Origin of the sequence: Gilliamella sp. W8126 (assembly GCF_016102185.1) — a bacterium.
In the GTDB taxonomy this organism is placed as follows: Bacteria; Pseudomonadota; Gammaproteobacteria; order Enterobacterales; family Orbaceae; genus Gilliamella; species Gilliamella apis_A.
In genome coordinates, this window is record NZ_JACFPE010000001.1 from 369,752 (window position 1) to 393,565 (window position 23,814).

32 protein-coding genes and 1 CRISPR repeat array are annotated in these 23,814 nt (G+C 39.4%); of the genes, 3 read left to right on the plus strand and 29 right to left on the minus strand.

The genetic code is table 11. The annotated features are described in order from the left end of the window. Positions 1-3: 3 nt before the first annotated feature. The 29 genes from H3S74_RS01620 to H3S74_RS01760 form a co-directional block, all read right to left on the minus strand. Positions 4-1,470 (minus strand): phage tail sheath C-terminal domain-containing protein, encoded by a 1,467-nt coding sequence (locus H3S74_RS01620; protein WP_198247050.1) that lies wholly within the window; start codon positions 1,468-1,470, stop codon positions 4-6. Continuing rightward, positions 1,470-1,646, minus strand: a complete 177-nt coding sequence (locus H3S74_RS01625; protein WP_198247051.1) for a DUF2635 domain-containing protein — start codon at positions 1,644-1,646, stop codon at positions 1,470-1,472. The genes H3S74_RS01620 and H3S74_RS01625 overlap by 1 nt, the downstream gene beginning before the upstream one ends. Further along, positions 1,639-2,190, minus strand: coding sequence for a phage protein Gp37 (locus H3S74_RS01630; RefSeq protein WP_198247052.1), 552 nt, complete (start codon positions 2,188-2,190; stop codon positions 1,639-1,641). The genes H3S74_RS01625 and H3S74_RS01630 overlap by 8 nt, the downstream gene beginning before the upstream one ends. Then, positions 2,190-2,639 carry a gp436 family protein gene (locus H3S74_RS01635; RefSeq protein ID WP_198247053.1) on the minus strand — a complete coding sequence of 150 codons (450 nt, stop codon included), beginning with the start codon at positions 2,637-2,639 and terminating at the stop codon, positions 2,190-2,192. The genes H3S74_RS01630 and H3S74_RS01635 overlap by 1 nt, the downstream gene beginning before the upstream one ends. 2 nt (positions 2,640-2,641) lie before the next feature. Next, a complete protein-coding gene (locus H3S74_RS01640; RefSeq protein WP_198247054.1) occupies positions 2,642-3,136 on the minus strand; it encodes an HI1506-related protein in 495 nt (164 codons plus the stop codon). Between the two features lie 79 nt (positions 3,137-3,215). Further along, a complete protein-coding gene (locus tag H3S74_RS01645; RefSeq protein WP_198247055.1) occupies positions 3,216-4,139 on the minus strand; it encodes a Mu-like prophage major head subunit gpT family protein in 924 nt (307 codons plus the stop codon). After that, on the minus strand, positions 4,139-5,260 hold the full coding sequence (locus H3S74_RS01650) for a phage protease (protein WP_198247056.1): 1,122 nt from the start codon (positions 5,258-5,260) through the stop codon (positions 4,139-4,141). Before H3S74_RS01650 ends, H3S74_RS01645 begins: the two co-directional genes overlap by 1 nt. A 241-nt stretch (positions 5,261-5,501) precedes the next feature. After that, complete coding sequence (locus tag H3S74_RS01655; RefSeq protein ID WP_198247057.1) at positions 5,502-5,975, minus strand: phage virion morphogenesis protein; 474 nt, start codon at positions 5,973-5,975, stop codon at positions 5,502-5,504. A 139-nt stretch (positions 5,976-6,114) separates the two neighbouring features. After that, positions 6,115-7,422, minus strand: coding sequence for a phage minor head protein (locus tag H3S74_RS01660; RefSeq protein ID WP_370547356.1), 1,308 nt, complete (start codon positions 7,420-7,422; stop codon positions 6,115-6,117). Further along, on the minus strand, positions 7,415-9,004 hold the full coding sequence (locus tag H3S74_RS01665) for a DUF935 domain-containing protein (protein WP_232354835.1): 1,590 nt from the start codon (positions 9,002-9,004) through the stop codon (positions 7,415-7,417). The genes H3S74_RS01660 and H3S74_RS01665 overlap by 8 nt, the downstream gene beginning before the upstream one ends. Beyond that, complete coding sequence (locus tag H3S74_RS01670; RefSeq protein WP_198247060.1) at positions 9,004-10,596, minus strand: terminase large subunit domain-containing protein; 1,593 nt, start codon at positions 10,594-10,596, stop codon at positions 9,004-9,006. Before H3S74_RS01670 ends, H3S74_RS01665 begins: the two co-directional genes overlap by 1 nt. Next, positions 10,596-11,165 (minus strand): DUF3486 family protein, encoded by a 570-nt coding sequence (locus tag H3S74_RS01675; RefSeq protein ID WP_198247061.1) that lies wholly within the window; start codon positions 11,163-11,165, stop codon positions 10,596-10,598. The genes H3S74_RS01670 and H3S74_RS01675 overlap by 1 nt, the downstream gene beginning before the upstream one ends. Then, positions 11,158-11,457 (minus strand): hypothetical protein, encoded by a 300-nt coding sequence (locus tag H3S74_RS01680; RefSeq protein ID WP_085163764.1) that lies wholly within the window; start codon positions 11,455-11,457, stop codon positions 11,158-11,160. The genes H3S74_RS01675 and H3S74_RS01680 overlap by 8 nt, the downstream gene beginning before the upstream one ends. Beyond that, entirely contained in the window at positions 11,454-11,780 is a 327-nt protein-coding gene (locus tag H3S74_RS01685; RefSeq protein WP_198247062.1) for a DUF2730 family protein, read from the minus strand. Before H3S74_RS01685 ends, H3S74_RS01680 begins: the two co-directional genes overlap by 4 nt. After that, a complete protein-coding gene (locus H3S74_RS01690; RefSeq protein ID WP_198247063.1) occupies positions 11,777-11,989 on the minus strand; it encodes a TraR/DksA C4-type zinc finger protein in 213 nt (70 codons plus the stop codon). Before H3S74_RS01690 ends, H3S74_RS01685 begins: the two co-directional genes overlap by 4 nt. Next, complete coding sequence (locus H3S74_RS01695; RefSeq protein ID WP_198247064.1) at positions 11,973-12,128, minus strand: hypothetical protein; 156 nt, start codon at positions 12,126-12,128, stop codon at positions 11,973-11,975. The genes H3S74_RS01690 and H3S74_RS01695 overlap by 17 nt, the downstream gene beginning before the upstream one ends. Positions 12,129-12,147: 19 nt before the next feature. Then, on the minus strand, positions 12,148-12,513 hold the full coding sequence (locus tag H3S74_RS01700) for a hypothetical protein (RefSeq protein ID WP_198247065.1): 366 nt from the start codon (positions 12,511-12,513) through the stop codon (positions 12,148-12,150). Next, positions 12,506-12,757, minus strand: a complete 252-nt coding sequence (locus tag H3S74_RS01705; RefSeq protein ID WP_198247066.1) for a hypothetical protein — start codon at positions 12,755-12,757, stop codon at positions 12,506-12,508. The genes H3S74_RS01700 and H3S74_RS01705 overlap by 8 nt, the downstream gene beginning before the upstream one ends. After that, positions 12,741-13,007: a hypothetical protein gene (locus tag H3S74_RS01710; RefSeq protein ID WP_198247067.1), complete on the minus strand. Its 267-nt coding sequence runs from the start codon at positions 13,005-13,007 to the stop codon at positions 12,741-12,743. Before H3S74_RS01710 ends, H3S74_RS01705 begins: the two co-directional genes overlap by 17 nt. After that, on the minus strand, positions 13,007-13,369 hold the full coding sequence (locus H3S74_RS01715; RefSeq protein ID WP_198247068.1) for a D-Ala-D-Ala carboxypeptidase family metallohydrolase: 363 nt from the start codon (positions 13,367-13,369) through the stop codon (positions 13,007-13,009). Before H3S74_RS01715 ends, H3S74_RS01710 begins: the two co-directional genes overlap by 1 nt. A gap of 99 nt (positions 13,370-13,468) precedes the next feature. Then, positions 13,469-13,786, minus strand: a complete 318-nt coding sequence (locus H3S74_RS01720) for a hypothetical protein (protein WP_198247069.1) — start codon at positions 13,784-13,786, stop codon at positions 13,469-13,471. Then, positions 13,783-14,223 (minus strand): Mor transcription activator family protein, encoded by a 441-nt coding sequence (locus tag H3S74_RS01725; protein WP_198247070.1) that lies wholly within the window; start codon positions 14,221-14,223, stop codon positions 13,783-13,785. Before H3S74_RS01725 ends, H3S74_RS01720 begins: the two co-directional genes overlap by 4 nt. After that, positions 14,210-14,725, minus strand: coding sequence for a hypothetical protein (locus H3S74_RS01730; RefSeq protein ID WP_198247071.1), 516 nt, complete (start codon positions 14,723-14,725; stop codon positions 14,210-14,212). Before H3S74_RS01730 ends, H3S74_RS01725 begins: the two co-directional genes overlap by 14 nt. Continuing rightward, positions 14,722-15,306, minus strand: coding sequence for a gp16 family protein (locus H3S74_RS01735; RefSeq protein ID WP_198247072.1), 585 nt, complete (start codon positions 15,304-15,306; stop codon positions 14,722-14,724). Before H3S74_RS01735 ends, H3S74_RS01730 begins: the two co-directional genes overlap by 4 nt. 1 nt (position 15,307) lies before the next feature. Then, on the minus strand, positions 15,308-15,952 hold the full coding sequence (locus tag H3S74_RS01740; protein WP_198247073.1) for a DUF3164 family protein: 645 nt from the start codon (positions 15,950-15,952) through the stop codon (positions 15,308-15,310). Between the two features lie 47 nt (positions 15,953-15,999). Beyond that, a complete protein-coding gene (locus H3S74_RS01745; RefSeq protein WP_198247074.1) occupies positions 16,000-16,302 on the minus strand; it encodes a hypothetical protein in 303 nt (100 codons plus the stop codon). Positions 16,303-16,304: 2 nt separating this feature from the next. Beyond that, on the minus strand, positions 16,305-17,210 hold the full coding sequence (locus H3S74_RS01750) for an AAA family ATPase (RefSeq protein WP_198247075.1): 906 nt from the start codon (positions 17,208-17,210) through the stop codon (positions 16,305-16,307). A gap of 3 nt (positions 17,211-17,213) precedes the next feature. Next, positions 17,214-19,190, minus strand: a complete 1,977-nt coding sequence (locus H3S74_RS01755) for a transposase domain-containing protein (protein ID WP_198247076.1) — start codon at positions 19,188-19,190, stop codon at positions 17,214-17,216. A 10-nt stretch (positions 19,191-19,200) separates the two neighbouring features. Further along, positions 19,201-19,413, minus strand: a complete 213-nt coding sequence (locus H3S74_RS01760; RefSeq protein ID WP_198247077.1) for a helix-turn-helix transcriptional regulator — start codon at positions 19,411-19,413, stop codon at positions 19,201-19,203. Between the two features lie 239 nt (positions 19,414-19,652). Here H3S74_RS01760 and H3S74_RS01765 point away from each other — a divergent pair, with 239 nt between their 5' ends. The 3 genes from H3S74_RS01765 (at position 19,653) to guaB (ending at position 23,560) form a co-directional block, all read left to right on the plus strand. Then, positions 19,653-20,330, plus strand: coding sequence for a S24 family peptidase (locus H3S74_RS01765; protein ID WP_198247078.1), 678 nt, complete (start codon positions 19,653-19,655; stop codon positions 20,328-20,330). 220 nt (positions 20,331-20,550) lie between these two features. Next, positions 20,551-20,878: a CRISPR direct-repeat array (repeat unit 28 nt; unit sequence GTTCACTGCCGTGTAGGTAGTTTAGAAA). A gap of 376 nt (positions 20,879-21,254) precedes the next feature. Beyond that, the gene (ubiG, locus tag H3S74_RS01770) at positions 21,255-21,965 is read left to right on the plus strand and encodes a bifunctional 2-polyprenyl-6-hydroxyphenol methylase/3-demethylubiquinol 3-O-methyltransferase UbiG (RefSeq protein WP_198247079.1); all 711 of its coding nucleotides are present in this window, start codon (positions 21,255-21,257) and stop codon (positions 21,963-21,965) included. 131 nt (positions 21,966-22,096) lie between these two features. Next, on the plus strand, positions 22,097-23,560 hold the full coding sequence (guaB, locus tag H3S74_RS01775; protein WP_198247080.1) for an IMP dehydrogenase: 1,464 nt from the start codon (positions 22,097-22,099) through the stop codon (positions 23,558-23,560). Positions 23,561-23,814 lie beyond the last annotated feature (254 nt).

The window sequence follows — 23,814 nt, forward strand, 5'->3', positions numbered from 1 at the left end:
CTCCTACAGTAAAAACTGAATTGAATGTGCGTAAATTCTAAATTGATTAACTAAATCATCATTACTTAAAACGTTAATGCGATTTTTATCATTCGTATCACGCTCGACAATCAATGATTCCTTATATGCATCAAAATTTTCAACGAGGCCAACATTTTCTAGTTCAGTAAATAGCGCTATTAATTCAGCTCGGATGATTGAAGGTGTAACAATCGGTTGACCGACTCCGAATCGAGTGCCATCATTAGCTAATTTATGGCGAGGGAATTTTTGCGTAATACGTGAACGTATTGCATAGCGTATATAAGACAGCGTCTTGATGGTTTCTACATCTAAATAACTGGTATCTTCAATGTTATATTTATTTACACGATACATTGTAATAACTCGGTCAAGCTGCACTTTGCCATTTGCATTTACATTGTATGCGCTTAACCCATCAAATAAATGCAGGTTCCGTTCATTCCACTGCCATCTGTCAGATATTGCCGGTGGTTTTATGCCAGTTAATTCTAGAGTTTGGACGGGGCGAGCAGGGTCGATATTTAATGCATACGTACAGACCGCAGCATTAACTGATGCCCAAATATATGGAGGCTCGGGTGATATATTTGTTGGTAGGCACGTATACAAATAATCATTATGTGATAATGCGAATGTGCTAGCTTGAGCATGTGTTCCTCGATATGCAATCCAGCATAATCCATCAATTTGTCGAATCCCACCCCAACGAGATTGTAATTCATCACTAAGCAGATTAAGGTTCCCATCATCAATGAATGGATTAACAATATCTGTCCACCATGTGTCGCCCAGCGCTACGATTGCTTGTGAGATGTTTGGATTCCCAGCTCCCCCTGACATTTTTAAAATATCGACAGCGATACCTGCGGGTAATGTTTCGCCTGTATAATAATTAATGCGAACATCAATATCATTACCCGTAATCCCCCCCCAGCGACATGCTAAAATGACATCAGTGCCGGATACATTCGCAGTGACTGGTAATATTGTATTTGCGTTAATTGATTTAGAAATATTATTGGCAATTGTTGCTGCAGTTTCATTTTGGCGAACAGTAACAGGGACTGGTACACCAGCAATCATTAACGCGATTTGTCCCGCCCTGGAACATGTCCCCGTCACCGCGATTTTACCGGTTGCATATACGGGGGCATCAACGTCATCAAGCGCTAGAGCATACACGTTGCAAGATGAATTTGCATGTAAAAATGCTTTTAACATTTCCGCAAGCATTGAACCTCGCCCAAAAGCTTGTTCCGCCTGCTCTTTGCGAGTGATGCGAACAGGTTCGCCAGCTTTAACAGAACCTGTTGATAGGCGCAACCCCAATATTAGTGTTTTATTATTTTTGACTGGTGTGCCCGTAATCGCTTGCGAGTTATCAAACTCAACATACGTTAGAGGCACACGGACAGTATTTGGTATAGTGTTAAATGAAACTGCCATTACTCAGCTCCTTTTTTCTTTTTTTGTTGCTCAACGACTTCGATATCGCCATCATTTAGGCGTCGTAGCCAATAACCATTCTGCGGTTTTTTTTCCCCACTTTCAGATAATGGTTCTAAAGTTTCAGGGTCACGAACTGTGACGCCGCTAATGGGTTTAATAAAAAATTCAGTCATTATTATTGTCTCGCGGTAATGTATTTAATGATTCCCAGTTAGGGGTTTCTGATATAAATTTATGATAGTAAGTGATAAAATCATCGATTGTGTGCTGTTCATTATCAGTTGGAAGTGGCATATCAACAGTGAAATAGAGACCGTAAACAAACAACCCCCGCTTTGCAGATAAATCGCTAAACAAATTAGCTGACTGACTAAATTGCATTGCTCGTGCGGCAGATTCAAATAATCGATTATTAAGTAATTTAATTAAATAATCGTGTATTAAAAATGCTTTTTCGGGCTCAACTCTCATCCCGTTTAATACATTTACAGATATGAACAATGCCCACGTTTGTTTAACACAATAACGCAGGTCAGTCGGAGAATTACCAATAAATGCAACATAAACAGCCGGCGCCACCTTCAACAGTGTGCGCATTGTCTCGTCAGTCCACGCACCACCCAGAGCCTCTACGGTTTTAATTTCACCAGTAAAATGGCTCTTAACACAATCAATCAGCTCTTTTTCAAGCGCGGCGGTGGGGGAGAGTTGTTTCATTAGATAAATCCTTTTGAACGATTACGCGCCCAAACTGAGCCAGCACTAGTGATTACAGCAACATTACTAACCTCAGAAAGCTTAGAATTATCGACGGATAGCCCTAAACTTATTTGTCCGTCGGCTACTTTTTCTAAAAAACGAACAATGTCATCTTTGTCTTTTTCAGCTTTTTCAGTTGCAACACCATCGGCAAGATTGTAATAAGCAAGTACGCAAGCAGCGCGAACGAGGACAGCCGGCACTTTATCAACGGGTAAAGTGATACGTCCGCTGATATAGCCATCAATCGCGGCAGATGCATCAAGGATTGCATTGTTAATGATTTGCTCACGAGTTTGTGACGGCTCATCAGTTTCGTCATCAACATCAACTTTATTGCTAGCAAGCTGATTGATGACTGTTTTACTGTATCTGTTATAAATATCTGCCACTGTTGCGTACTGCATAATTACTCCTGATTTTTAGCTGCAGCTATTGCTGCTATGACGTCTGGTTTAGTTAAAGCTTCATTGCCAGTGACTTCTTTCCATTTTGCGATTCGAGGTGAACCATCCATATTAAAATAAATAAGAGGGTCTTGCTCAGCTAAGGCAACCATGACCGCCTGAGATAACTCAAAATATGATTTAGGAGGCTCCGGATTTTTATCGCTATTTTCACCAGTTGTTCCGTTACTTTCTCCATCGCTATTTTCTTTTCCATCGGTTTTACCTGCACCCAACTCCGAATTACCGCCAGTGCTATTGGTATCGCCAAAAGTATCACCAAAATCTTCATTTGAATTTTCAACCTCGATTGTTACAGTTAGTGAGGGATCCGTCTGTAGCATTTTGATTTGTTCTGCTGTTAGCTCTGAAAACTCATTCTTGCCTTTAGCAAGTGTTAGGCCTGCTCGGCGATAACCTTCGTGCCGATTATTGATAACCTCAATTTTATGTTCCATTTTCACCTCGTTAGGTATGTTCGGTTTAGTTAACAGCATTTCAGCTGTTAACATTATTTAAACAAAGTAAAGCAGCAAACTAACCGAGATAATCAGCGACAACAAGCTCGAGACGATCTTGCAACTCATTATCAACAGTAGCACCTTGCTCAACTGTTAAACCACGTTTAAGCGCTTTCGTTGCAGCTTGCTCTAGCGAAGCAGGTACAACTAAGTGAGTCGGCTTAATACCTAATTTTTTATCGCCGTCACCGCGAATAGCTCTCATATTTTCAATTGCTCGCCAGATATTATCGCTATTTAACGGAGCTTTAACCGCATACGCTAGCTGCCAGAACGAATACCCTGCAACGCAACGAGAGTCGACGCCAAAACGCAGCTCTTTACGCATAAATAGCGCTTCATCCTTATCATCACTCATAATGATAAGATTTGGTTGTTGCCGCTCTTGAAAGATAAGCGGTTTGATTACGCGAGAACAATCAAGAACGTACCATGGCTGACCTGTATAATTTGAATCTACTAATATATTGCTCACACTAACAACGTCACCAGAGCCATCAACATCTTTGTAAACTGGATGGTCTGTATCAAAAAAGTTTTGACCGTCATAGCAGGGCGTAGTAAATCCTTTTGTTAATGCATCAAAAACCAACTCGTCCGGTAAGTTTGCTGCTGAATTTCCCATTTCTTCAAACATCATGCTATACACGCCGACCTCATCATCCGCGATAGCATTTTTAGGAACAACAACTGTGCCCTCATAGTCATCGTTTGTTAACTGATAACCGTGTTCTTTCATGCTTTTTAGTACACGCTCACCGATCCATTTTCGCATTGATGGGAAATCACCAAGCCACCCGTAAGTTGTTGACCGTGATGTACTAGGAGCAACAGTTGCAACTTTTGCATATTGATGCTCGGCACCTGATAAACCTTTCTGAAAATCACTCTTCCATGCTGTGAATAAATTTTGCACTAGTTCATTGGTTACAATAGCCATTATTTTGTTACTCCTTTTTTGCGTTTTTGAAATTCAGCATCTGTGATACCGAGCAACCGAGCAGCTTCTTTTTCACTTGCAGACAGTACTGCGGTCCCCGTTTGTTGCTTGATTGGTTTATTAACCGATTTAGTTTGTTTAGCAGATAGAGCTGTAATTGGTGGAATTGCATTAATGGCTGCTGATAGAGCTGCGACACCATGCTTGCGCCCAACGGCAGTTAAATAGCCAATATTAGCATTGGTCACTTGACCGCGTCGGCGTCCACGTTGCAGCAATTCATTAATCCCAGAATTACCTGCATTTGCGCAAAGGGCGGCGTAGCGAGCAGAAAGACGCTGATATGCTGAAACAGGTACAGCTTTTCTTAAATCAATACCGTTTAGCGCTGCTTCTTCAACGATAATTTCCGCCTCTTCAATGTCGCTAAGTGAGTTATCAACAACATCAACAATCTCAGTAATAGCAGATTCAGTTGTTGTTTCACTTTCTAGCACATTGCTTATATCAACTGCAGCTGTTGATGCTTCAATCAACGTATTCAGCTTTTCGACTGCACTGTTTGCTAGCTCTGTTATGTTTTCATCATTTAGTTCAATTTCATCATCAGCGCCTAAAACACCGAGCAACACAAGAATGCGTTTTAATGCTTCATTCATTTTTATTTCCTTTTGTTTATCTTCGTTAAAAAATTCAGCCGCTAGCGCAACTAATGATTTAATTTCAAGCAAAGCTGGGTCATTTGTTATTGCGGCCATGCGAAGGTATAACGGGTGGCCGTTATTGTCGTATGGGAAAACAGCGGATAAATCATTAAATTGTTCGCTTGCAATTTCTGACTCAGCTATAGAAGTCCATCGAGGACGTATGTATATGCCGTCAGGTCTCCACTGTATATCTTGTGATGGGTTAACAATCCGTCCAGCAGCAGGCGCTTTTTGTCCGTTTTCATTTTTGTAGAGTGTTTGGTGATCGTAATCGATGAGAATTGGCTTCCCTTTACTCTCATCGATTGTGCGTTGAATGAATGCAGTAGCTATATTTTCATCTAAAAACCAGCAACCCCGCTCCACATCAAACGGGCGCCCATCCCGTGCTTTAAATTCGCCCGCTGGTAGCAATTGATACCAGCCGTCACCAACAGCATTTAATGCTGCGGATAAAATGGCAATCTTGTTTTTGTTGAGTGTATTTTTCGTTTTCATGCTGCTAGAATAACTGGCGGCAAAAACTATTGGGTTTGTTGTGTTTCAAACATTTTTGTGAAGAAAATAAATAAAGTGAAAGGAGAGGGGGTGAACCCCATTTAAAACCCGTTTAAAAAACTCGTGGCTTGTTTAAAAAAATTACGCCAATAGTTTGTTAAGGTCTATCGTTAATCGCGTTAGAGAGCGTTATATTAATTATATCGATAATATCACTGATACCGTTTTGAGATAACCCCATATACGGACGAGCAGGAATTGCGGCAGGTGCATTGGGCATGCCAGGTGTACCACCGAGCTGATGAATCGCCGCATAAACTTTATTTGAACCGATAGCTGCGCTGACCGCATCAAAATCAGTAGTTAATGACATTGCCAACCCACCCATTGATCTATTCAGCATTTTACCTGTTAGCCCTCGCGTGGCTAACTGTGCAGCATAATTCTGCGTAAGTTGTTGCCATTTTTTCCCAGTTGCAGGGTCGGCTTCTTTTTGAAATGCATCATCCGCCTCGCTGGCGAGCACTGCAGCTATGCCACGCGTGATAGGGGTCATGTCTGTGCCGAGCTCTTGCAGGCGCTGTATACTAGCCCGGATTGCTTCATCACTGAACTTATAATCTATTTGCATAATATTTCATCTTGTTTTATAGTTATTATTAAGCTGTGTACGGATAACGGTAATTCGGCATAAGCGCAGTCGCGCCACATGTTTATGTGGGTTCAAATCCCACCACAGCACTAAGCCCTGCGTGTCAGGGTTTAGTTATTTAAATCCCACCCTTTAGAACAGCATACTGTCCACCTTTTACGCTCTTTTGCAAATCAACTATACTGGCTTTATATGCGTTAATTACAACATCTAGCGCGTCTTTCTGTCCTTTTAGATTATATGGTGCATTGATAACAATTTTCATTGTATCGTCGCCTTTAGCTATATAGAGCAAATTGCCTTTTTGCTTATCCCACAGCACTGCTTGCGCATCCGCAATCAATTTAGGCAATGATTGATAATCTTTTAATGTTAACCCAACGCCGGTTTTTCCATGCTTTAGACTGTCAGCATGCAATATATTTTTTTCGCTCACAGCGAATAATCTAGCTGGTTCAATGCCTGATATTTTTTTGACTTTCTCTGCAATGTCATCAGACATAAAACCGAGTGGCTGTATGGCGTTACTCGCTCGCCGTGTCGTTAAAATATTGCCGACCCATTGCGCAAATGCATCATGCCGCGCCGGCGCATTATTTAATGATTGAATAACCTGCTGACGTAGTTTTCTGTTTTGAAGTGCTGTAAGTTTTTTGGCGATATTAACATCTGAACCCATGGCGGCACTACCGACATTCCCAGACCAGCCGGCATCAGTTCGCATTGTTTGATTGCCTGATTTAAACCGTGTAATCTCAGATTGATATTCATCATCATTGCCGGTGCTGACTTCATACGTTTCCAATTTCCCTTTGCTTGATTCAACAATTAACCCTTCACGTTCAACTTGCGACTTGGTTAACGCACGAACACGGCAACGGCATCCCCAGCCGTTAGGAGGGTATAATTTTTGCCAGATGGGGTCATCATATCGAAAAACTTTTAAATGCAATGCGGCATGAGCCGCTCGCGTTCTATCATCCATTGTTGCAATATACTGCCAGTATGGGTGAGTTTCGCTGCTAGCTAATTGTTGTTGGTAACGGCCTGCTTGATACGCTGTAGCAAGATTTGTTCGATAGATAGTACTTAGACGCCGAGGACTGCCAAGCTGCACTTCTTCGGCTTCTCCATTACTGCTGACATTAATCTGTTTACCCCACCATCCGAGTTTTTGAAGAACAGGCGTTAAATTCTTTTTAAACTCCCGCTCTGTCGTCCCTGTCGCCAGTGCTCTATCAAGCTCAAGCTGGATAGATTCAAGCACATCAAGTGATGTCGCCTTAGCGACAGTAAATGCTTGTGCATGCGCTTGTGTAGACATCTCTTGCCAGTTCCACGTGATTTTGTAGCCTTTACTACGAAAGTAGTCGACCGCCAGCTTTGGTTCCAGCTTCATTGCATAACCCAGATCCACGTCATGCATTTAACCGCCCCCATAACTGAGCAACAAAGATGCCACGGGCAATCATATCTTCCAGCTGTTCGCTATCTAAATCACTGTACAGATTTTCAATTTTATTTTTAGCTGTTGCTAAATCGTTTTGCATAATAATATCTATAATCGGCTTTAAAACAGGGTCAATTGTTTGTTGCCAATCATTACCGGAAATAGCTGCTGGAGCTGCTCTTAATGGGTCGGCCTCTTGACTAGCATTTAATGCCACAAATCCTGTGGAGTTTTTAGTATTTAAAAATGCGGGCACTTGTGGTTCAGTTGCTTTTAAAATATCATCCTCCTCAGAAGCAACTGGAATTTGCAACTTGTCATGCACCCATGCCGTCGATATTTTCATGCCCATTCTGACGAGGGTAGGTAGATTGCCTGCATAAGTGGCCAAATCCTCAGGCTCACTTAGATCAAATTTAAAGCGAGGGTGACGATTTGGGTCGCTAAACGATTTACCGTTTAACATGTACAAGGGCATAATTAAATCACGGGTTAACGTTGCGGCCAACTGTTTAGCATCACTATCACGAACCTCAAAACGCACCTCATTGTGCACATTACCGAGCGCTTGCGAGCCAACACTACCAGCTTGGCTTGTCAACGTTCCGCCAAGTATTGCTTTAGACATGCTAAGCTCAGCCCAATTCACCATGGCGGTGAATGGCTCGGCCCCCCCCTCGGCTGCGTTTTTAAAATCCAGCTCCATTCCCGTAGGGATAATACCACCGGCATTATGCCCGATTTGCATTACTGCCTGTAATAATGTGTTTTTTTCATTATCGGTAGCGCCAGCTGGGTATTTACCAACACGAATCGGCAGTCCGTAAATTTCGATAAACTCAGCCAAATCGCGGATTGAATAATTTTTAAAAATGAACGGCCAGACTAAAGTGCGGATTAATCCTATTCGTGATAAATATCCGCTTTTTGATTTTGCGGTATGAAATATCCAGTTGAACGGCTCAAGCTCTTGCCCTTCGTAAGAACCATCACGCAATCGAAGTGCATTTTTATTATCGGGGTGGCATTGAAACCAGCTAGGGTCGCGATACTCAATACCAGTTGGCAACATTAATCCGTCCACGTGTTCCCACCCCATAAACTCTTGACAACTAAACCCTTTCAAAATCGCATCGGTTGAATCATAAATACAATCGTCAAACCACGTAAAAGACTCTATAATTTCCGTGAGCAACTCCACATCCCGCTGCTCTGCATTAGTTGCACGGGGCGGAGGGACTATATGCCAATTCAAACCTTGAACTGCTCGTCTACGTTTGCCAAGCTCGGATTGTAGATGTGTGTCCTTTTCTTCCATATCTTCAGCTAGTTCGCATTGAGAGTAGAGCACCCCACGCTCTGCATCTAACAATATTGAAGCTGCAAGGGCTGGCGTTAAACCGATTGATGGGTGAGTGCTTTCATGATGCTTTATTATTATTGCACTGTCATTTTGTCGTTCGGTTTGTGGTTTTTTAGCAACAGAAGGTAAACTAAGTTTGGGCTCAGCTACTCGCTCAATAAGTGTTGATTTGTTACGTTTTAATAAACCTAGCATCACCAGCATCCTTTTTCGTAATTTGGTAAATCATCATATCTATTATTTCGACTTATTTTTGCTTGTTCGCGTTCGTGCTTACTCGGTATTGGAGTGAACTCAGCGACAAATCCATCAAGATGACTGGCACGTAGAGCCATGATATATGCAACACAACTATCACCATGACGCTTCTTACCGTCACTACCTTTATCTCGTGATTTGTCGATTTTTGGCACCCCACGAATTATCTGCAGATGTCGCTGGTCAATGATAATATCTTCGTCTTTTGGTATTTCGATAAAGCCCGATTCATACAATGCTTTATATTTTGGTGACCATTCGCGATAAAAATTTTCAGTGGTATGCACCGCATCAACCATTGATTGACCATAGCGTAATAGTAATGCTTCGCCCAAAAAACCACCATTCCCAGTTGCATCAATTGCTATACCTATCATCCTTGGGGTATTGTCAATAACCAAGAAGGCCAGTTCACGTTGCTGATTGTACGGCACATCATGCAGCTCTATTGTTAATCGCATCTTACGAGTTGTGCTTTGTTCTATACTCTCAATCGCTATTGTTGAGCGGTCACTATTACGAGCGAAATCCTGACCATAAGCATGGCGAGTTTCTTTATTTAATTTATCAAGTATTGGTTTGATTTTTTCATTGAAAAACGTAGTTATTTCAGTTGTTCTAGCTGGCTCAGTCCAAAGCATGTGCCCCTTTGGCATTTCGTATCGCACAACTTCATACTCAGCTTTGGCTGCGTTATCCACAAGTACACGGGGGATATAAGCACCTCCGCCATTTTTTGGCACACAATAATATTCTTCCAGCGCATCATCTTCAGTAAAGCAACCCTTTAATAGATCAGCTTTCCATTCATCTTCTTTTTCCTGCGTCCAATCAATATGATTAACTTGGCAAATTCGACGATAAAGCCCATCACAGCAAGCATCATCAAGCGTAATGGTATGAACAGCCCCTTTACGCTTGCCTTTTCTGATTTCCTGAATCAGCTCATTAAAATTATTATCAGTGCCATTGTGTGTTGAGATAATGCGCACTTTGGCACCCCACATCGTGAGCGCCATTGCTGCTTTCAAAAGCTCCGGCAAATATTCATGGAATGCTGCTTCATCTATTACCACGTTACCTTGCATGCCACGCAGGTTTTTCGGATTTGATGAAAGCGCTTGAACTTTAAAACCTGATGAAAAATAGATAACAAATGTTAAAACGTCCGTGCGTTCGTTCTCAATAATCAGTGCTTCTTCAACAATTTCACTGACCACATAATTAAATGCCTTAGCCCACATTGCACATGCATCGATAAACTCACGCGCCATATCTTTGCTAGAACCGACATAAAACGTATTACGTCCTCCAGCCTCACGACTCATCGCACCAGTTAATGTTGCATCACAAGCCTCTGCCCACGTAAGACCTGTACGCCGAGACTTTTCGGCGACTTTTAAAACGGACGAATCAGCAATCCAACGCTTTTGATAACCAAGCAGTACATCATCAGGATTAAATTCATTATTTAAAATAGCATTAACCGATGCTGAAACAGTTGTTATATCAGTTTTAAACTCAGTCATTACGCAATACCTAAAATCATCTGTTTAATATTTTGTGCTGTTTCGGCACTCATGCCAGCCGTTCTTACCGCCTTTTCAGTTGATTCGGCAACTTCTTCAGCAAATGCAGCACGGATTTCTTTTTCTCGCTTATGACTAGCCATTGCAGCTTGTTCTACACGTTGAATAGCTAGCGCTATCTGAGCCAGTGCTTTCGGCTCTGCAGCCTTATCCGATTCACTCATGTGCATCGATGTTTCAAAAGCTAATGTTCTAACAATTTCTTGTAGCAATTTACCGACGTCAGACGTCGGCGCATCCCCGAGCTTTGCCGTCCATGCTTCTGCTACCTCCCTCGATTGACGGATTTTAGCGCCAATATCTTCCATGCGGGTTGCATAGCGATTTAATCCGGTGCGGCTTAGTTTCATATCATCACTAAGACCATGCTCATCAATAAGCTCATTAATAGCTACACGAATATCTTGCTGTGTCATGCTTTTATCACGTAGTAGCTTATGTAGCTCATCTTTGATTGCTTGCGGTAGCAAATCAACTTTAGACGGTCGCCCGCGTGTTTGTTTAGTCATAGTCGCTTGCTCGTGGTTTTTTTACACCAATAACCGTTGCTCGCCCAGTTGCAACATCTTCACCGCGTCCCGTAATATCAGCAACAAAGCAGCCGGCCACATCTTGAAGTTTTACCAGATTTTGCTCAGCTAACCAGCTCATGTATGAGCGCATTAAGTCACGACTGATGCGATGACCGTACTGATCCAAGCATGTTTGTAATACCGATTCATTAGCTGAACCCCCGCAATCACATAATGCACGGAGCGCAACCAATCGCCGATCTTCATCAAGTAATTGTCTAAAACTCATTTTTGTTTTTCCTTTAGTTCATTTTCCAAAAGGAGATTACTAATTCGCTTAACACTTGCAAGCTCCGGTTTAATTTCTTTGATATCACCGCGAAGTCCTGATATCTCAAGATTTAATTTATGAATATCATCTTGCGTAGGCAGTGATTCAAGTTGTCCTTGAATTATTGATACATCTCTCTTCAAACGAGAAACATCGCTAGCGATAGCATCCAATTCTTCACGGCGTGCAAATTTTGTTGCTAAAAACATAACTAAAAAAGAAAATAATAATGCGCCGATTGAGCTCAGTGTCGACCAATATTGGCGCAGAAAATCAATCATAATCGCCCCTGTTTTTTCTTTAGTTCGTATATGTATTGACAATCGATACAACGAACAATATAACCACCAGCATTTAGTCGCTCGGTGGGTATTGCTTCATCACAATCAATGCAATTATCACTAACTCTCATTGCACGAACTCTATTAATATGGTTATCAATCTCTGTGTTACGCAGTAATTGTTCTGCACTTTTATCGACTAAGTCCATTTTGCGACTCACTCCATTTTGTGATTATTTTTATGTTGCTTTCTAATTGCTGGCAGTACGCGCCGTATTGTGCAGCAAATCTCAGTAACTCAGCTGGACTGCCGTTCTTTGGTGGTGACGGCCTTGCTACTAGCGTCATAGCTGATGTTGGCGGCTTATTATTTACAATCGTAACCGTAGGCTCTTTTGTAGATGCACAAGCTGTCAACACCAATGCCGTTATAAGCATTACCATCTTTTTTAATCGCATCATCAATCGTGTTCTCTAATTGTTGTAACTGTTCTGTGATTTGGTTTTGTTTTTCGAATAACTGGCGAGTTAATTCATCATTAAGTGACGATTGCCGCTGTAACTCGATTTTATGAGCGTTAGCAACTGCCAACATTTCGCTAGCATAATTCTCTTTTAACGTTGCAATTTCGGTCTCCAATTTTTGGCTTTGGTGCATCCAATAAAAACTAATTATCGAAAGGGCAATAAGTGCAATTACAGCTGGTGATAAGTTTTTAAAAAATTTAATCATCAGAATCATCCTTCAATTCAATATCACGATCAAGATCACGCTTAATTGCTGCCCGCTTGCTCGCTTGTGATTGTGCAACCCATGCTGCCAAATAAGTACCAAGTAGCAACTCGTTTTGCTGATAATTAAAGCACTGGTAAAGCACCACGATGCTAGATACAACAAATGCCAAACAGATAGCACAATCAGATGATGATAATTTGCCAGTTTTTGGGTTAGTAATTAATTCAATTATTTTTTTCATGTTTTGATTTCCTCATAAGCGCTTTTTGCAATCTAATATCTTGCTCACTAACGCTTAGCCAACCTTTTGTAAAAACGGATTGATAAGTGGCGTCATAACTGTAAAACGGAACTACCTTATAATTATCTCCATTTATTGCTCGGTTCATTACGCACTCTCGAGCAAACTCAAAAAGCTCTAAAAATCTTTGGTTACGTAAAATAGGATATATTTTTACGTAATCATTAATTGAGTGAGCTGACTCAATCATTAATTAGCACCCCAACGACTACGGTTTTTGCGTACATCAATATGAGTAAATGATTTATAGCGGCCTAGACCGTATTTATCTGGGTACTTTGATTCTAGATAGTCGGCAACATATTTTGGATTAATGCCTCTAACGACAATGTCGGCCGCATTTCCGTTCATGTGTTGACTAAGAGGTGAACCACCAACAGCTTTATTGTGGGTAAGGCAGCGATAAGCACTATTAATGATAACTGGCACATTGAAATGCTCACGTACATCTTCAAGCACATCTAGTAATTCATATGCATATAAAACATTGCCGCAGCCACATTTACACATGAACTCGGATTTTTTAAAGTGAGGTGATAATTGGTTTCCCATTTTTTATCCTTTAATTGTTTTAATAATTAAAGGATAAAGGGGATTGAAGATTAGTTGGGTTTGTAGAGTTTCAATTGTAGCTAGCTTAATGAATACAGGCTATTTTAAAATGATTTTATAATCATTTTTATCATATTGCTGAACATCAAAATAAACTAGCTTTTCTTCTATTGTTTTGGTCTTTTTATTTATTGTTTGCAAAGTAGCTTGGCATGACAATAAATTTCTTTCTTCATTAAAATCCAAAGCCCAGCCAGAGTGCATTTTAATTTGTTCGTCATTTGTTTTTTTAGGTGTTAGTGCATCAAATAATTTCGTTGCCGACTCCATGATGTCATCATCATGGCAAAAAATTAATTGCTCAGCACCACAATTAAAAGAGAAGATTAAAAATAACATAAATAGATATTTCTTCATTTTTTTTCTCCAAACATATCCATTTGAAATCGTTTCCTATGAAGTGCAACTTGCTCCCTGATAATAAGATAAATTCGACTGTCTGTTAATTTATATTTTTCTGCAAGTTTTTTTATATCACCGTTGCCACGCTGATAATCATGAAAAAGCATGTTGTCACGCAATGCCAGCTTTAACGTCTCGCCAGTTGGAATATAATATGAGCGTCCACCAAAGTAATGTCCCAAAGTCGCAGCAAGCTTTGGCGCATATTTTGTAGCGTCATTTATGTTCATTCCAGAACGCATTAACTCAGCAAGAAATAAATCAACAATGTCAGCTAAAATCCTTGGCCACGCTCTCTTACACTCTTCAGAAGATAAGTTACCTATATTATCAATCAACTCGCCAAGCGCAGCATGGTCGTCATCGAATAAGCTAAAATTATCTCCGCTCATCTTTTGCTCTCCTTTTTTTGTACCATTCCATCGCACCTTCAACATTGATTTTTGAAAAATCAGCTTTGGCACAATACATCTGTTCAAAATAAACTTCGTTGCTTTCTTTTGTTTGGGTTGTTTCTTTGCTTGTTTCAGTATATAAAAATAAGTGTGAAGTTGAATTATAAACTGTTTTTAAATAATTATGATTTGCAAGCGGTTTAATTTCATTAGCACTTGCTCGTTTTTTCTGAATTTGTTTGACTGTTTCGTTTAATGCGTGAGATAAGTGACGGCTGGGTTTGAATTGCTCAAGAACTTCTTGCATTAGCTTGGCCGTTCTTGAATTGCTAAGATTTGATTTAGCAGGGCGGAATAAACCCAAATAAGCAACAAGCGGACGAGCGCAATTATGTGTAAATTTAAGTAGCATTGACATAACTTCACGTCCAGCTTCATCTTCAATCAGTGCGTCAAGATGAATATCGCTATGACAAATGGGGCAGCGTCCTAATTTCATTTTTGCCTCTCTTTATATTTCTTTTTAAGCACATCTTCATAAAGCTTTCTAATTTCATCATACCCGCTGTATGATGTGCCATCTGGCAAATAAAGCACATTATTTTGATAGCTTACATTGCTGACTAACAAAAATTTATCAACCATTTCACGGGTATGCCAGTTCTTCAAAGATTCTAAAACATGCTGAGCTAAATTAGAGTCAAGCCACGCAAGAGTTTTAATGCCAAGTCCGCCAGTAAATTTTTTTGTCATGCGTTCGACGAATGCATCAAGCGCATTATCACGTGAATCAGAAATAAACCCTTGATGCCCCATGGTAATCCAAATGGCGCGAATCTTTTTAATGTCACCTCGCCAATCTGCGGTTTTGACAGCTTGTGCAGCCCCCTTTTTTACACCTGAGTAATTAAAACCTTTCCGCTTCAAAGCATCATAAACTTTTTCAAGTTCATGCTTTAGCATTTTTGAACATGTGTTTTTTTTAGTTTCAGTGACAAGCAAGGCGCGGTACGTTTCATCATCTAAGCCAAGCGAAAGCTTGGCTATATGAATAAGTTTAATTAATTGCGATCTCGTCATATCAAACTCCAGCAATATCTAGCGTAATCGGTCGATACTCGTTACTATCGCCAATGCGTTCATAAACACGGATGTAAGAACGGCTCCCAACGACCTGTAATGAGTCTGTTAGTGCATCCATCGCTTTTTGCCAACGCTCATCTTTAATGTCAAGGCGACGTAATTCAAGCAACCGACCCAATTTCAGACTACCATCTTTATCGGTTGTAAAAGCTCTGTTGACCACCGCTTTCAATTCTGGTCTTGCATTTTCAGTCCATCCATTAACGCAATCAATGATTAGTTGTTTTGCTGCTAAAACGCACTCATTTGGGGCGATACAATCATGCATTGAGCGCTGGATTTTATATTTACCATCAAAACTAAACAAAGTGATATTGCCTTTTTTACCTCCAATATTAACGCCGTAACAATCGGCTGATAGTTCTACAAAAAAGGATATGTCACCAAAAGCTTTAGCTTTGAATAATGCCAACTCCTTATTAAGAGTTTTGGCATGTTCAATAATATCAGCGACAACGATTTCACGCTCCATATCAATATCTTTAATCACTTCCTTGGGAATTAATGCACCTTTTGCGTCTTTCCAATATCCCGCGATTACCGTTTCATCAGTGTATTGTTTGCCAAATTTATTCTTGTTCATTTTTCTTTCCTTAAATTCTTTTTCTGCCCATTCGTTCACCCAAAAAATTAAATCAAGCTTTCAGACCACACCACACGACAGCCCGAATACTCAAAAACACCTTGCTTAATGGATGTAACATTATTGAAGTGTTGATACGATGCTTTACCTGATGATATCAAGTCACGGCACTTATCATTACTAAATAAAAAAATAGTGGGACGCTGAGCATTGCCTATCACAACCTTATTAACTAAAAAACCCTCGTTTGCTAACTCCGTTACAATTATCGATACATCATTCATTGTTAGTGCTATTTCACCGCCCGTATAGGGACGCATTTTTTGTTCTTTTGTTTGCTGTGTCTGCATAATTACACTCCCTCTAAATCTCTAATTGCCGCATTGATATGTGTTTCATTGATTGATGTGTTACTGCTGTTTGCAAGAATTGCAGCTAGCGATAACGTCATTTTTATAATACGAAGTGCACCAGCCTTCTTGCCTAGTTCGTGCACAAGCCTTCTTTCACGCGCGCCTTCAATACCCCATGCGTCTGCAATTGCATCAATATCACCAGCTGTTGTATTTAAAATTGCGACCTTTTTGGCTATACGAGAAAACAATCTGGCAAAATCAGTTTTTCTTGAACCATTCCCAGAAAGCTTAGAATAAATTTGATGATTACCACAAAGGACAACCCCGACTCCTGTCATCTCTTGAATCAAGCGAATCTCTTCGAGAGCATCATAAGGCAGGTGGTCTGCTTCATCGATTATCAGTAACCCTTTTGTTTCACGAAGCTTTTTACAAATACTGCTACTTAATGTCGCTAATCTTTTAGGCGTATAATCAATATTAAGTTCGCAAGCGATGTCATATAAACATTCAATGAGTTTTGATGATGAAGGGCGGACAGTGATAAGCCAAGTATTTGGCTGTTTAGCGTATTCAGTGATTGCGTTAGTTTTACCAACACCACTATTGCCATACACAACAACAAAACAGCCAGCGATTTTTGCATAATCAAGCGCATTAAAAATTTTTTTACTGGTTGGCGTTTCAACAAAACTTGGTACAGTTTTCAAGTTGTTTGCTTTCTTTTTGTTATCAAGCCAGACAGCCAACTTATCAGCAATTTTCTGATTATCGCCAACGTACAAATCATTCATAAACTGACTGAGTGCAGCTGGTGAAACGTCACTTTGTTTCGCAATAGCGCTATATTTCGCACCATTTTCAACAGCCGCTTTTATTTCATTTCTAATACCAGTAAACATGATCTAATCCTCATTTCTAGTTGCTAATTTTTTTAAACCGATTTCAAACGCTGAATCAAAATCAAGTACATCCGCCTTTGGCCTGTCAGTGTCGACATCTACCTCAATTCCTCTTATTGATTGACTGGCTTTTAAAATCTCTATGACTTTTGAATCTGGTTTTTCTGACAATTCAATATCAGGCATGAGCGATTGAACTTCTAAAATCGACATACGTTTTTGATTTTCAGCTGCGCCCTTGTGACGTTTAACAAACTGCGTGCGCTGACGTTTATGCTCACGAGCTGCTTGCGTATCACCGAATGCAACACGTTCTAAACACTCAGCATCACAAATAAAGCGGCCATCTAACGTATAAACAAGCACACTGTCGTGTAGATTGCGAGGGTCAAACCGAATAACAATTTTATTAGGCCGAATGCCGATTAATTTTTCATTGTAGTAGCGATTTTTAGCGCCACGAATTGAGCCGCCAGCATCAATTGTAAACGTGCCATCAAAGCGAACAGTTACCGCTTCCGAAGGAAGTAACAATAATCGGCGTTGTTCTGCTGTAGCTTTTTTAATAACACTTGATTGATAGCTAGCATTAAATGCATCATCAAATGACATCACACCACCACAGACTTCGGTATTACGGTTCGGTTTGCTGTTAAACATAGCAATACCTTGTTCCAATGCCTTTAAAAAAACATCAACATCAACAGCATTCTTGCTGTTATAGTTATCAGGCTTTTCAAGTACGTTTGCTCCCGTATATGCGCCCGCAAGAAGCGGGTGCTTATCAACAAGCTCACCCAGCCCTCCGTGCGAGAAAGCCCTTTCCACGGGTTTGGCTTGACCGTGTCCCTTACCAAAAATCACACTTGACCAGTGGAGCTGAATACCCAACATCGGTATAATCCCAATTGGTTCGTCGGGTTTGACTTTGAATCGATAGCGATTTGGCACGCCACCAGTCAACCATTTATTTGCTGCCGCTCGCGTGTTATCGATAGTGATATGTTTTGGTATGCCGAAATTTTCAATCACATCGGATAGCGATAGACGAATTGAATCGCTATTCTCTGAAATATCACAGTAGTAAGCTAAAATTTTGCGGGTACGAACATCTTGCCAAATCCATGTTTTAGGGCGTAAAACCTCGCCGTTATGCCATTTAACAAACACGTTATGCAGGTAACCATCTCCGTTAATCCATTCAAGCGCATCAAGCTCAATAACGCTACGTTGTTGAGCAGGATACAACTGCATTAGTGCATGCTCGCCCTTGCGCCATAGGATTTTCTGCTGTGGTGTTATTTCACGTTCGACTTTACGTCTAAGGCTAGATTTATGAGGAATCGTCCATTGATTTTCCTTGGCTGCATCACATAACATCTGATAACACATATTGAATGCAGGCTGTTCAGGACGAAAATAATTGGCAACAAAAAAATCCCATGCCTCTGCGGTCATTTCACACTGACGAGATAAATAATTTCGATCTGCATGCCGATCTAGCAATATTGGAAGATAATCATGCTGCTCAACTTTAATTGCTGTATAATACCAACGACGAGCAGCAGATGGATTGCATCCATGACTTTGAGCGACAACATCAAATGCTTCTACTGGGCTAGTGCCAGCATCAACAATAGCTTTAACAGCAAGGACAACCCCAACTTTGATTTTAGCTTTGTCTTTTTGCTTATCAGTTGCCTTTTCCCATTTCGCCCAAAGGGCATCAGCACTATAGCTTTTCTCTTTTGGTTCGGGTTTATCTAAAATCTGATCGCTAATCATGATTTTGTTTTTCGATTTCAAAATACGAGCTTGGTCATAGATAGACAAAGAAGAGACATTGTATTCATAAACCCTACCTTTAACCCCCTCGACCCTGCGTCGCTCCCAATCCTCAGATTTTGCTTTGTATGCAATCCCCTGAACCGTTGTTGGCATTCCTGAAACTTGTATTAAATCTTGTGCTGTAATCCACATAAATACACCCTTATTTATATTGATAACGGGATGGCCAGATATCTCTAGGGTCTAAATCAAGAGCTTCCGCAATAATGCGTTCAGCTTTAGGGTAAGATATCCTCAAAGCATTATTTAATGTGCACGGTGCAAGTCCAGCCTTTATTGAAAGCGATCTTAAAGAAATCCTTTTTTTACGAAGTGCACATTTAATATCTTCTGGATGCCAATCTTTTTTGCTCATGTTTATTTCTCCCTAGATTTATGTAAATATATAAAGTTAAATCACAATGTTTTTAAGTTGTGTTACGGTTTGATTTAAAGATACTTTAAATCAAATTAAATTTTAAATCAATACTCTTTAAATCAAAAAAGCGTGCTTTATTTGCAAATATCTTTTTATATTTTTGTTTATATTAAACAAAACTCAATATAAAATTTTATTTTTTGATGTAAAGAGTTCTTTAAATTAAAGGGGCTTGAATGAAAGAGTTGTGGATTCAATTGAAAGATATCGTAGGAAAGTATGGAATGCCGTCTACAATTCAAGGTGTAACTTATAAAGCAAAAACTGAAAATTGGGTACGCCGAAGAGTTTCAGGAGTAAAAGGGCGAGTCTATGAGTATGAGGTATCAGCCATTCTAAATAAGCGAAATAAAAAAATGGATGAATTTATTGAAGATTATAATATGGATGAAAACCGACAATTAAAAAAGCCCGTGGATGATTTTTTCAAAGACCATACAATAATTAGTGAGCTAAAAGTTGACACGTCAAATATCGAAAATATCAAAATATCAACTAACGGTAAAGCATGGATAATATTATCTAATGAGTTCATTGAGAGACAAGGGTTATCAAACGTTAAGCTAGCAACTCTCACAGCGATAGACGATAGCATGTCAGACACAATTAAGAACGGGGACACATTGTTGGTTAGTATTCACAATGATACAGAACAATCAAAAGTGCTAGATGGTATTTATATTATATTATTCAATGGCGTTATAATGGTAAAAAGACTGCAATATAATCCAGTCCAAGCATCGTATAACGTTATAAGTGATAATCAGCATTACGACACATTTACCGTAACCCCAAAAGAAGAACCAAGCTTTAAAGTAATTGCAAAACTAGAAAGAGTATTATCAAAAAAATAGATTTTTAAATTATTTTTAAATGCAATTTAAACGGCTGACTCGCTTTACTATATTCAACGAAAATTCAAGCCGTTTTATATTCTATTTTCATTTTGACTTTTTAGCCGTTTTATTTTTTTCAATTCTCTACAATCCCTTTCACCACCAAGCTTAATCCCATTTATTCCCGCAAATTTTTATATATTCCCTAATTTTTATTATCAGTGAATCATTACATCTAGTTCACTGCCGTGTAGGTAGTTTAGAAAGTGAATTAAATCATTTGCTGATTCGATCGCCTGTTCACTGCCGTGTAGGTAGTTTAGAAATATTTCCTGTAATCGAACAAATTTACCGATACGTTCACTGCCGTGTAGGTAGTTTAGAAATACGGCTTAGAAGTGCCTTAATATACTAAAATGTTCACTGCCGTGTAGGTAGTTTAGAAATGTCATTGTATCGCCCGATTTTTTTACCGCTCGTTCACTGCCGTGTAGGTAGTTTAGAAACGATTAACACATATTTAATGGATAAAAATTCAGTTCACTGCCGTGTAGGTAGATTTAAATTTTAAGTCATTACATTATGTTGACGAAAGAGATTGAAGGTCATGTCAAATATGCTTTTTTGACAAGGCTATTTATGTTCTAAAACAAATAATTGATAATCTATAAATAATTAACGTGAAAAAAACTAGTCGCGTAATGACCAGCTAGTTTCGCTGTCGATGGCAAAAACTAGTGGCTGTGTGTAACCCCTTATTCGAAAATATCCTTTGTATTAAAATCCCCTCAGAAATTATTTAAACCTCTAAACGTTAGTGAGCTAAAACAATTCAATATGACAAAAAGTTGAGAAAAAGGGAGCATGAAATCTTTGATATTGCTAATCATCAGCCCATCGCATATATTACATAAAATATTTACTTCTCTAAAAAGAATAGCCATGACACAAAACATCGATTTGAACGAAATAGATAAGTTTGCAAAACTTGCTTCGCAATGGTGGGATCCCAACGGCCAATGCAAACCATTACATATTATTAATCCATTACGAGTAGATTATATAAAACAATTGTCAGGTGATCTAAATGGAAAACATGTATTAGATGTTGGCTGTGGCGGTGGTATTTTGTCAGAGAGTCTTGCAAAACTCGCGGCTAATGTAACTGCAATTGATCTTGCTGAAGAGTCATTAGCAGTGGCAAAATTACATGCCGAGCAAAATAGTTTAGAAATAAACTACCAGAATCAAACAGTAGAGCAGCATGCTGAACAATTCCCTGCGCACTATGATGTTATTACTTGTATGGAAATGTTAGAACATGTTCCCGATCCGTTTTCAATTATTCATGCTTGTGCAAAATTGCTTAAGCCTAATGGACAACTCTATTTATCGACCATTAACCGCAATCATAAAGCAAAATTAATGTTGATTTATGGTGCGGAATATATTGCACGCTTAGTGCCGAAAGGTACTCATGATTTTAATCGTTTTATTCGTCCTTCTGAATTAATGACTTGGGTTGAACAAGCTAATTTGACTGTAAAAGGAATAATTGGTATGGAGTATCATTTGCTCAGTAATCAATTTCGCTTAGGTAAAAATGTTGATGTCAATTACATCTTAATGGCACAAAAAAGCGATGGGAAGTAACAGAGATTAGTTTGCGCTATACTTATCTGCTGAAATATAAATATAAAATTTTACTGGTCTTTTATATTGAAAGTGAGTAGAATACATCGGCAATATTTTATCAACAATTCAACTCAATGGTGAATATTGTCATGTCTCGTATAGTTAAAGAAGCCCTCACGTTCGATGATGTTTTATTAGTTCCAGCCCATTCAACTGTTTTACCTAATACTGCTAATATTACAACTCAACTGACGCAAACCATCCAATTAAATATTCCAATGTTATCTGCGGCAATGGATACCGTTACCGAAGCCGAACTTGCTATTGCACTTGCTCAAGAAGGTGGTATTGGTTTTATTCATAAAAATATGCCAATTGAAGTTCAGGCTGAACATGTCAAACGGGTAAAAAAACATGAAAGCGGAATCGTACAAGATCCCGTATCAGTATTACCTACAGCAACGATTAAAGAAGTGATTGAACTAGCCAAAGAATATGGTTTTGCTGGTTTCCCTGTTATAACAGAATCGCAAGAATTAGTTGGCATTATTACTGCTCGTGATGTTCGATTTGCTACTGATTTATCACTATCTGTTACAGCCGTAATGACGCCTAAAGAACGCTTAGTTACTGTTAAAGAAGGAGAATCTCGGGAAAGTGTTTTGAAAAAGATGCATGAACACCGTGTTGAAAAAGTATTAGTTGTTGATGATCGTTTTCACTTAAAAGGCATGATAACAGTCAAAGACTACAATAAAGCCGAACAAAAACCAAATGCTTGTAAAGATGAAAAAGGTCGTTTACGAGTGGGCGCTGCTGTTGGCGCAGGAGCAGGTAATGAAGAACGTATTGCTGCATTGGTAGAAGCGGGTGTTGATGTGTTACTTATCGATTCATCGCATGGTCATTCAGAAGGTGTACTTGAACGTATTCGCCAAACAAGACAAGCTTATCCAAACTTGCAAATTGTTGGTGGCAATGTGGCAACCGGTGAAGGTGCTAAAGCACTGATTGATGCCGGAGTAAGCGCAGTCAAAGTCGGTATTGGGCCAGGTTCAATTTGTACTACACGTATTGTTACTGGGGTAGGGGTACCACAAATTAGTGCGATTATGGATGCTGTTGAGGTAGCCAAACAACATAATATTCCTGTTATTGCTGATGGCGGTATTCGTTTTTCAGGTGATATCGCTAAAGCAATTGCTGCTGGCGCATCTTGTGTTATGGTTGGTTCAATGTTTGCCGGTACAGAAGAAGCTCCCGGCGAGATTGAATTATTCCAAGGTCGTGCTTATAAATCTTATCGTGGTATGGGATCGTTAGGGGCAATGGCAAAAGGGTCATCTGATCGTTATTTCCAATCTGACAATGCTGCTGATAAGTTAGTACCAGAAGGTATTGAAGGTCGAATCGCATATAAAGGCTTGTTAAAAGAAATTATCCACCAACAAATGGGTGGTTTACGTTCATGTATGGGATTAACTGGCTGTGGAACTATCGATGAACTTCGCACAAAATCGAAGTTTTATCGTATAACTGGTGCGGGTATGAAAGAAAGTCATGTTCATGATGTTCTTATCACCAAAGAGCCACCTAACTATCGAGCTGGCTAATAAGTATGATTTAAAAGGGATTGAATACAATCCCTTTTTTATTTGTATCATTTGTTATCCAAAAAGTTTAGACAAGTTTTTGTAAAAATCCAAAGCTTTATTTTAAATGCTTAATTTAATAATATTAATGAAAGTTAATAGTTAAATATTAAAATTTATTGCATAGATTTTCTTCTGTCACTATACTTGCTGACGATTCCTAATACGAAATCAGATTGGTATTTATCCTTTTATGAGTAAAAAATTATATCAAA

Bases quoted from the DNA above. Each gene is read 5' to 3' on its own strand.
- H3S74_RS01620 (WP_198247050.1), bottom strand. From the start codon at position 1,470: ATGGCAGTTTCATTTAACACTATACCAAATACTGTCCGTGTGCCTCTA.
- H3S74_RS01625 (WP_198247051.1), bottom strand. From the start codon at position 1,646: ATGACTGAATTTTTTATTAAACCCATTAGCGGCGTCACAGTTCGTGAC.
- H3S74_RS01630 (WP_198247052.1), bottom strand. From the start codon at position 2,190: ATGAAACAACTCTCCCCCACCGCCGCGCTTGAAAAAGAGCTGATTGAT.
- H3S74_RS01635 (WP_198247053.1), bottom strand. From the start codon at position 2,639: ATGCAGTACGCAACAGTGGCAGATATTTATAACAGATACAGTAAAACA.
- H3S74_RS01640 (WP_198247054.1), bottom strand. From the start codon at position 3,136: ATGGAACATAAAATTGAGGTTATCAATAATCGGCACGAAGGTTATCGC.
- H3S74_RS01645 (WP_198247055.1), bottom strand. From the start codon at position 4,139: ATGGCTATTGTAACCAATGAACTAGTGCAAAATTTATTCACAGCATGG.
- H3S74_RS01655 (WP_198247057.1), bottom strand. From the start codon at position 5,975: ATGCAAATAGATTATAAGTTCAGTGATGAAGCAATCCGGGCTAGTATA.
- H3S74_RS01660 (WP_370547356.1), bottom strand. From the start codon at position 7,422: ATGCATGACGTGGATCTGGGTTATGCAATGAAGCTGGAACCAAAGCTG.
- H3S74_RS01665 (WP_232354835.1), bottom strand. From the start codon at position 9,004: ATGCTAGGTTTATTAAAACGTAACAAATCAACACTTATTGAGCGAGTA.
- H3S74_RS01670 (WP_198247060.1), bottom strand. From the start codon at position 10,596: ATGACTGAGTTTAAAACTGATATAACAACTGTTTCAGCATCGGTTAAT.
- H3S74_RS01675 (WP_198247061.1), bottom strand. From the start codon at position 11,165: ATGACTAAACAAACACGCGGGCGACCGTCTAAAGTTGATTTGCTACCG.
- H3S74_RS01680 (WP_085163764.1), bottom strand. From the start codon at position 11,457: ATGAGTTTTAGACAATTACTTGATGAAGATCGGCGATTGGTTGCGCTC.
- H3S74_RS01685 (WP_198247062.1), bottom strand. From the start codon at position 11,780: ATGATTGATTTTCTGCGCCAATATTGGTCGACACTGAGCTCAATCGGC.
- H3S74_RS01690 (WP_198247063.1), bottom strand. From the start codon at position 11,989: ATGGACTTAGTCGATAAAAGTGCAGAACAATTACTGCGTAACACAGAG.
- H3S74_RS01695 (WP_198247064.1), bottom strand. From the start codon at position 12,128: ATGACGCTAGTAGCAAGGCCGTCACCACCAAAGAACGGCAGTCCAGCT.
- H3S74_RS01700 (WP_198247065.1), bottom strand. From the start codon at position 12,513: ATGATTAAATTTTTTAAAAACTTATCACCAGCTGTAATTGCACTTATT.
- H3S74_RS01705 (WP_198247066.1), bottom strand. From the start codon at position 12,757: ATGAAAAAAATAATTGAATTAATTACTAACCCAAAAACTGGCAAATTA.
- H3S74_RS01710 (WP_198247067.1), bottom strand. From the start codon at position 13,007: ATGATTGAGTCAGCTCACTCAATTAATGATTACGTAAAAATATATCCT.
- H3S74_RS01715 (WP_198247068.1), bottom strand. From the start codon at position 13,369: ATGGGAAACCAATTATCACCTCACTTTAAAAAATCCGAGTTCATGTGT.
- H3S74_RS01720 (WP_198247069.1), bottom strand. From the start codon at position 13,786: ATGAAGAAATATCTATTTATGTTATTTTTAATCTTCTCTTTTAATTGT.
- H3S74_RS01725 (WP_198247070.1), bottom strand. From the start codon at position 14,223: ATGAGCGGAGATAATTTTAGCTTATTCGATGACGACCATGCTGCGCTT.
- H3S74_RS01730 (WP_198247071.1), bottom strand. From the start codon at position 14,725: ATGAAATTAGGACGCTGCCCCATTTGTCATAGCGATATTCATCTTGAC.
- H3S74_RS01735 (WP_198247072.1), bottom strand. From the start codon at position 15,306: ATGACGAGATCGCAATTAATTAAACTTATTCATATAGCCAAGCTTTCG.
- H3S74_RS01740 (WP_198247073.1), bottom strand. From the start codon at position 15,952: ATGAACAAGAATAAATTTGGCAAACAATACACTGATGAAACGGTAATC.
- H3S74_RS01745 (WP_198247074.1), bottom strand. From the start codon at position 16,302: ATGCAGACACAGCAAACAAAAGAACAAAAAATGCGTCCCTATACGGGC.
- H3S74_RS01750 (WP_198247075.1), bottom strand. From the start codon at position 17,210: ATGTTTACTGGTATTAGAAATGAAATAAAAGCGGCTGTTGAAAATGGT.
- H3S74_RS01755 (WP_198247076.1), bottom strand. From the start codon at position 19,190: ATGTGGATTACAGCACAAGATTTAATACAAGTTTCAGGAATGCCAACA.
- H3S74_RS01760 (WP_198247077.1), bottom strand. From the start codon at position 19,413: ATGAGCAAAAAAGATTGGCATCCAGAAGATATTAAATGTGCACTTCGT.
- H3S74_RS01765 (WP_198247078.1), top strand. From the start codon at position 19,653: ATGAAAGAGTTGTGGATTCAATTGAAAGATATCGTAGGAAAGTATGGA.
- ubiG (WP_198247079.1), top strand. From the start codon at position 21,255: ATGACACAAAACATCGATTTGAACGAAATAGATAAGTTTGCAAAACTT.
- guaB (WP_198247080.1), top strand. From the start codon at position 22,097: ATGTCTCGTATAGTTAAAGAAGCCCTCACGTTCGATGATGTTTTATTA.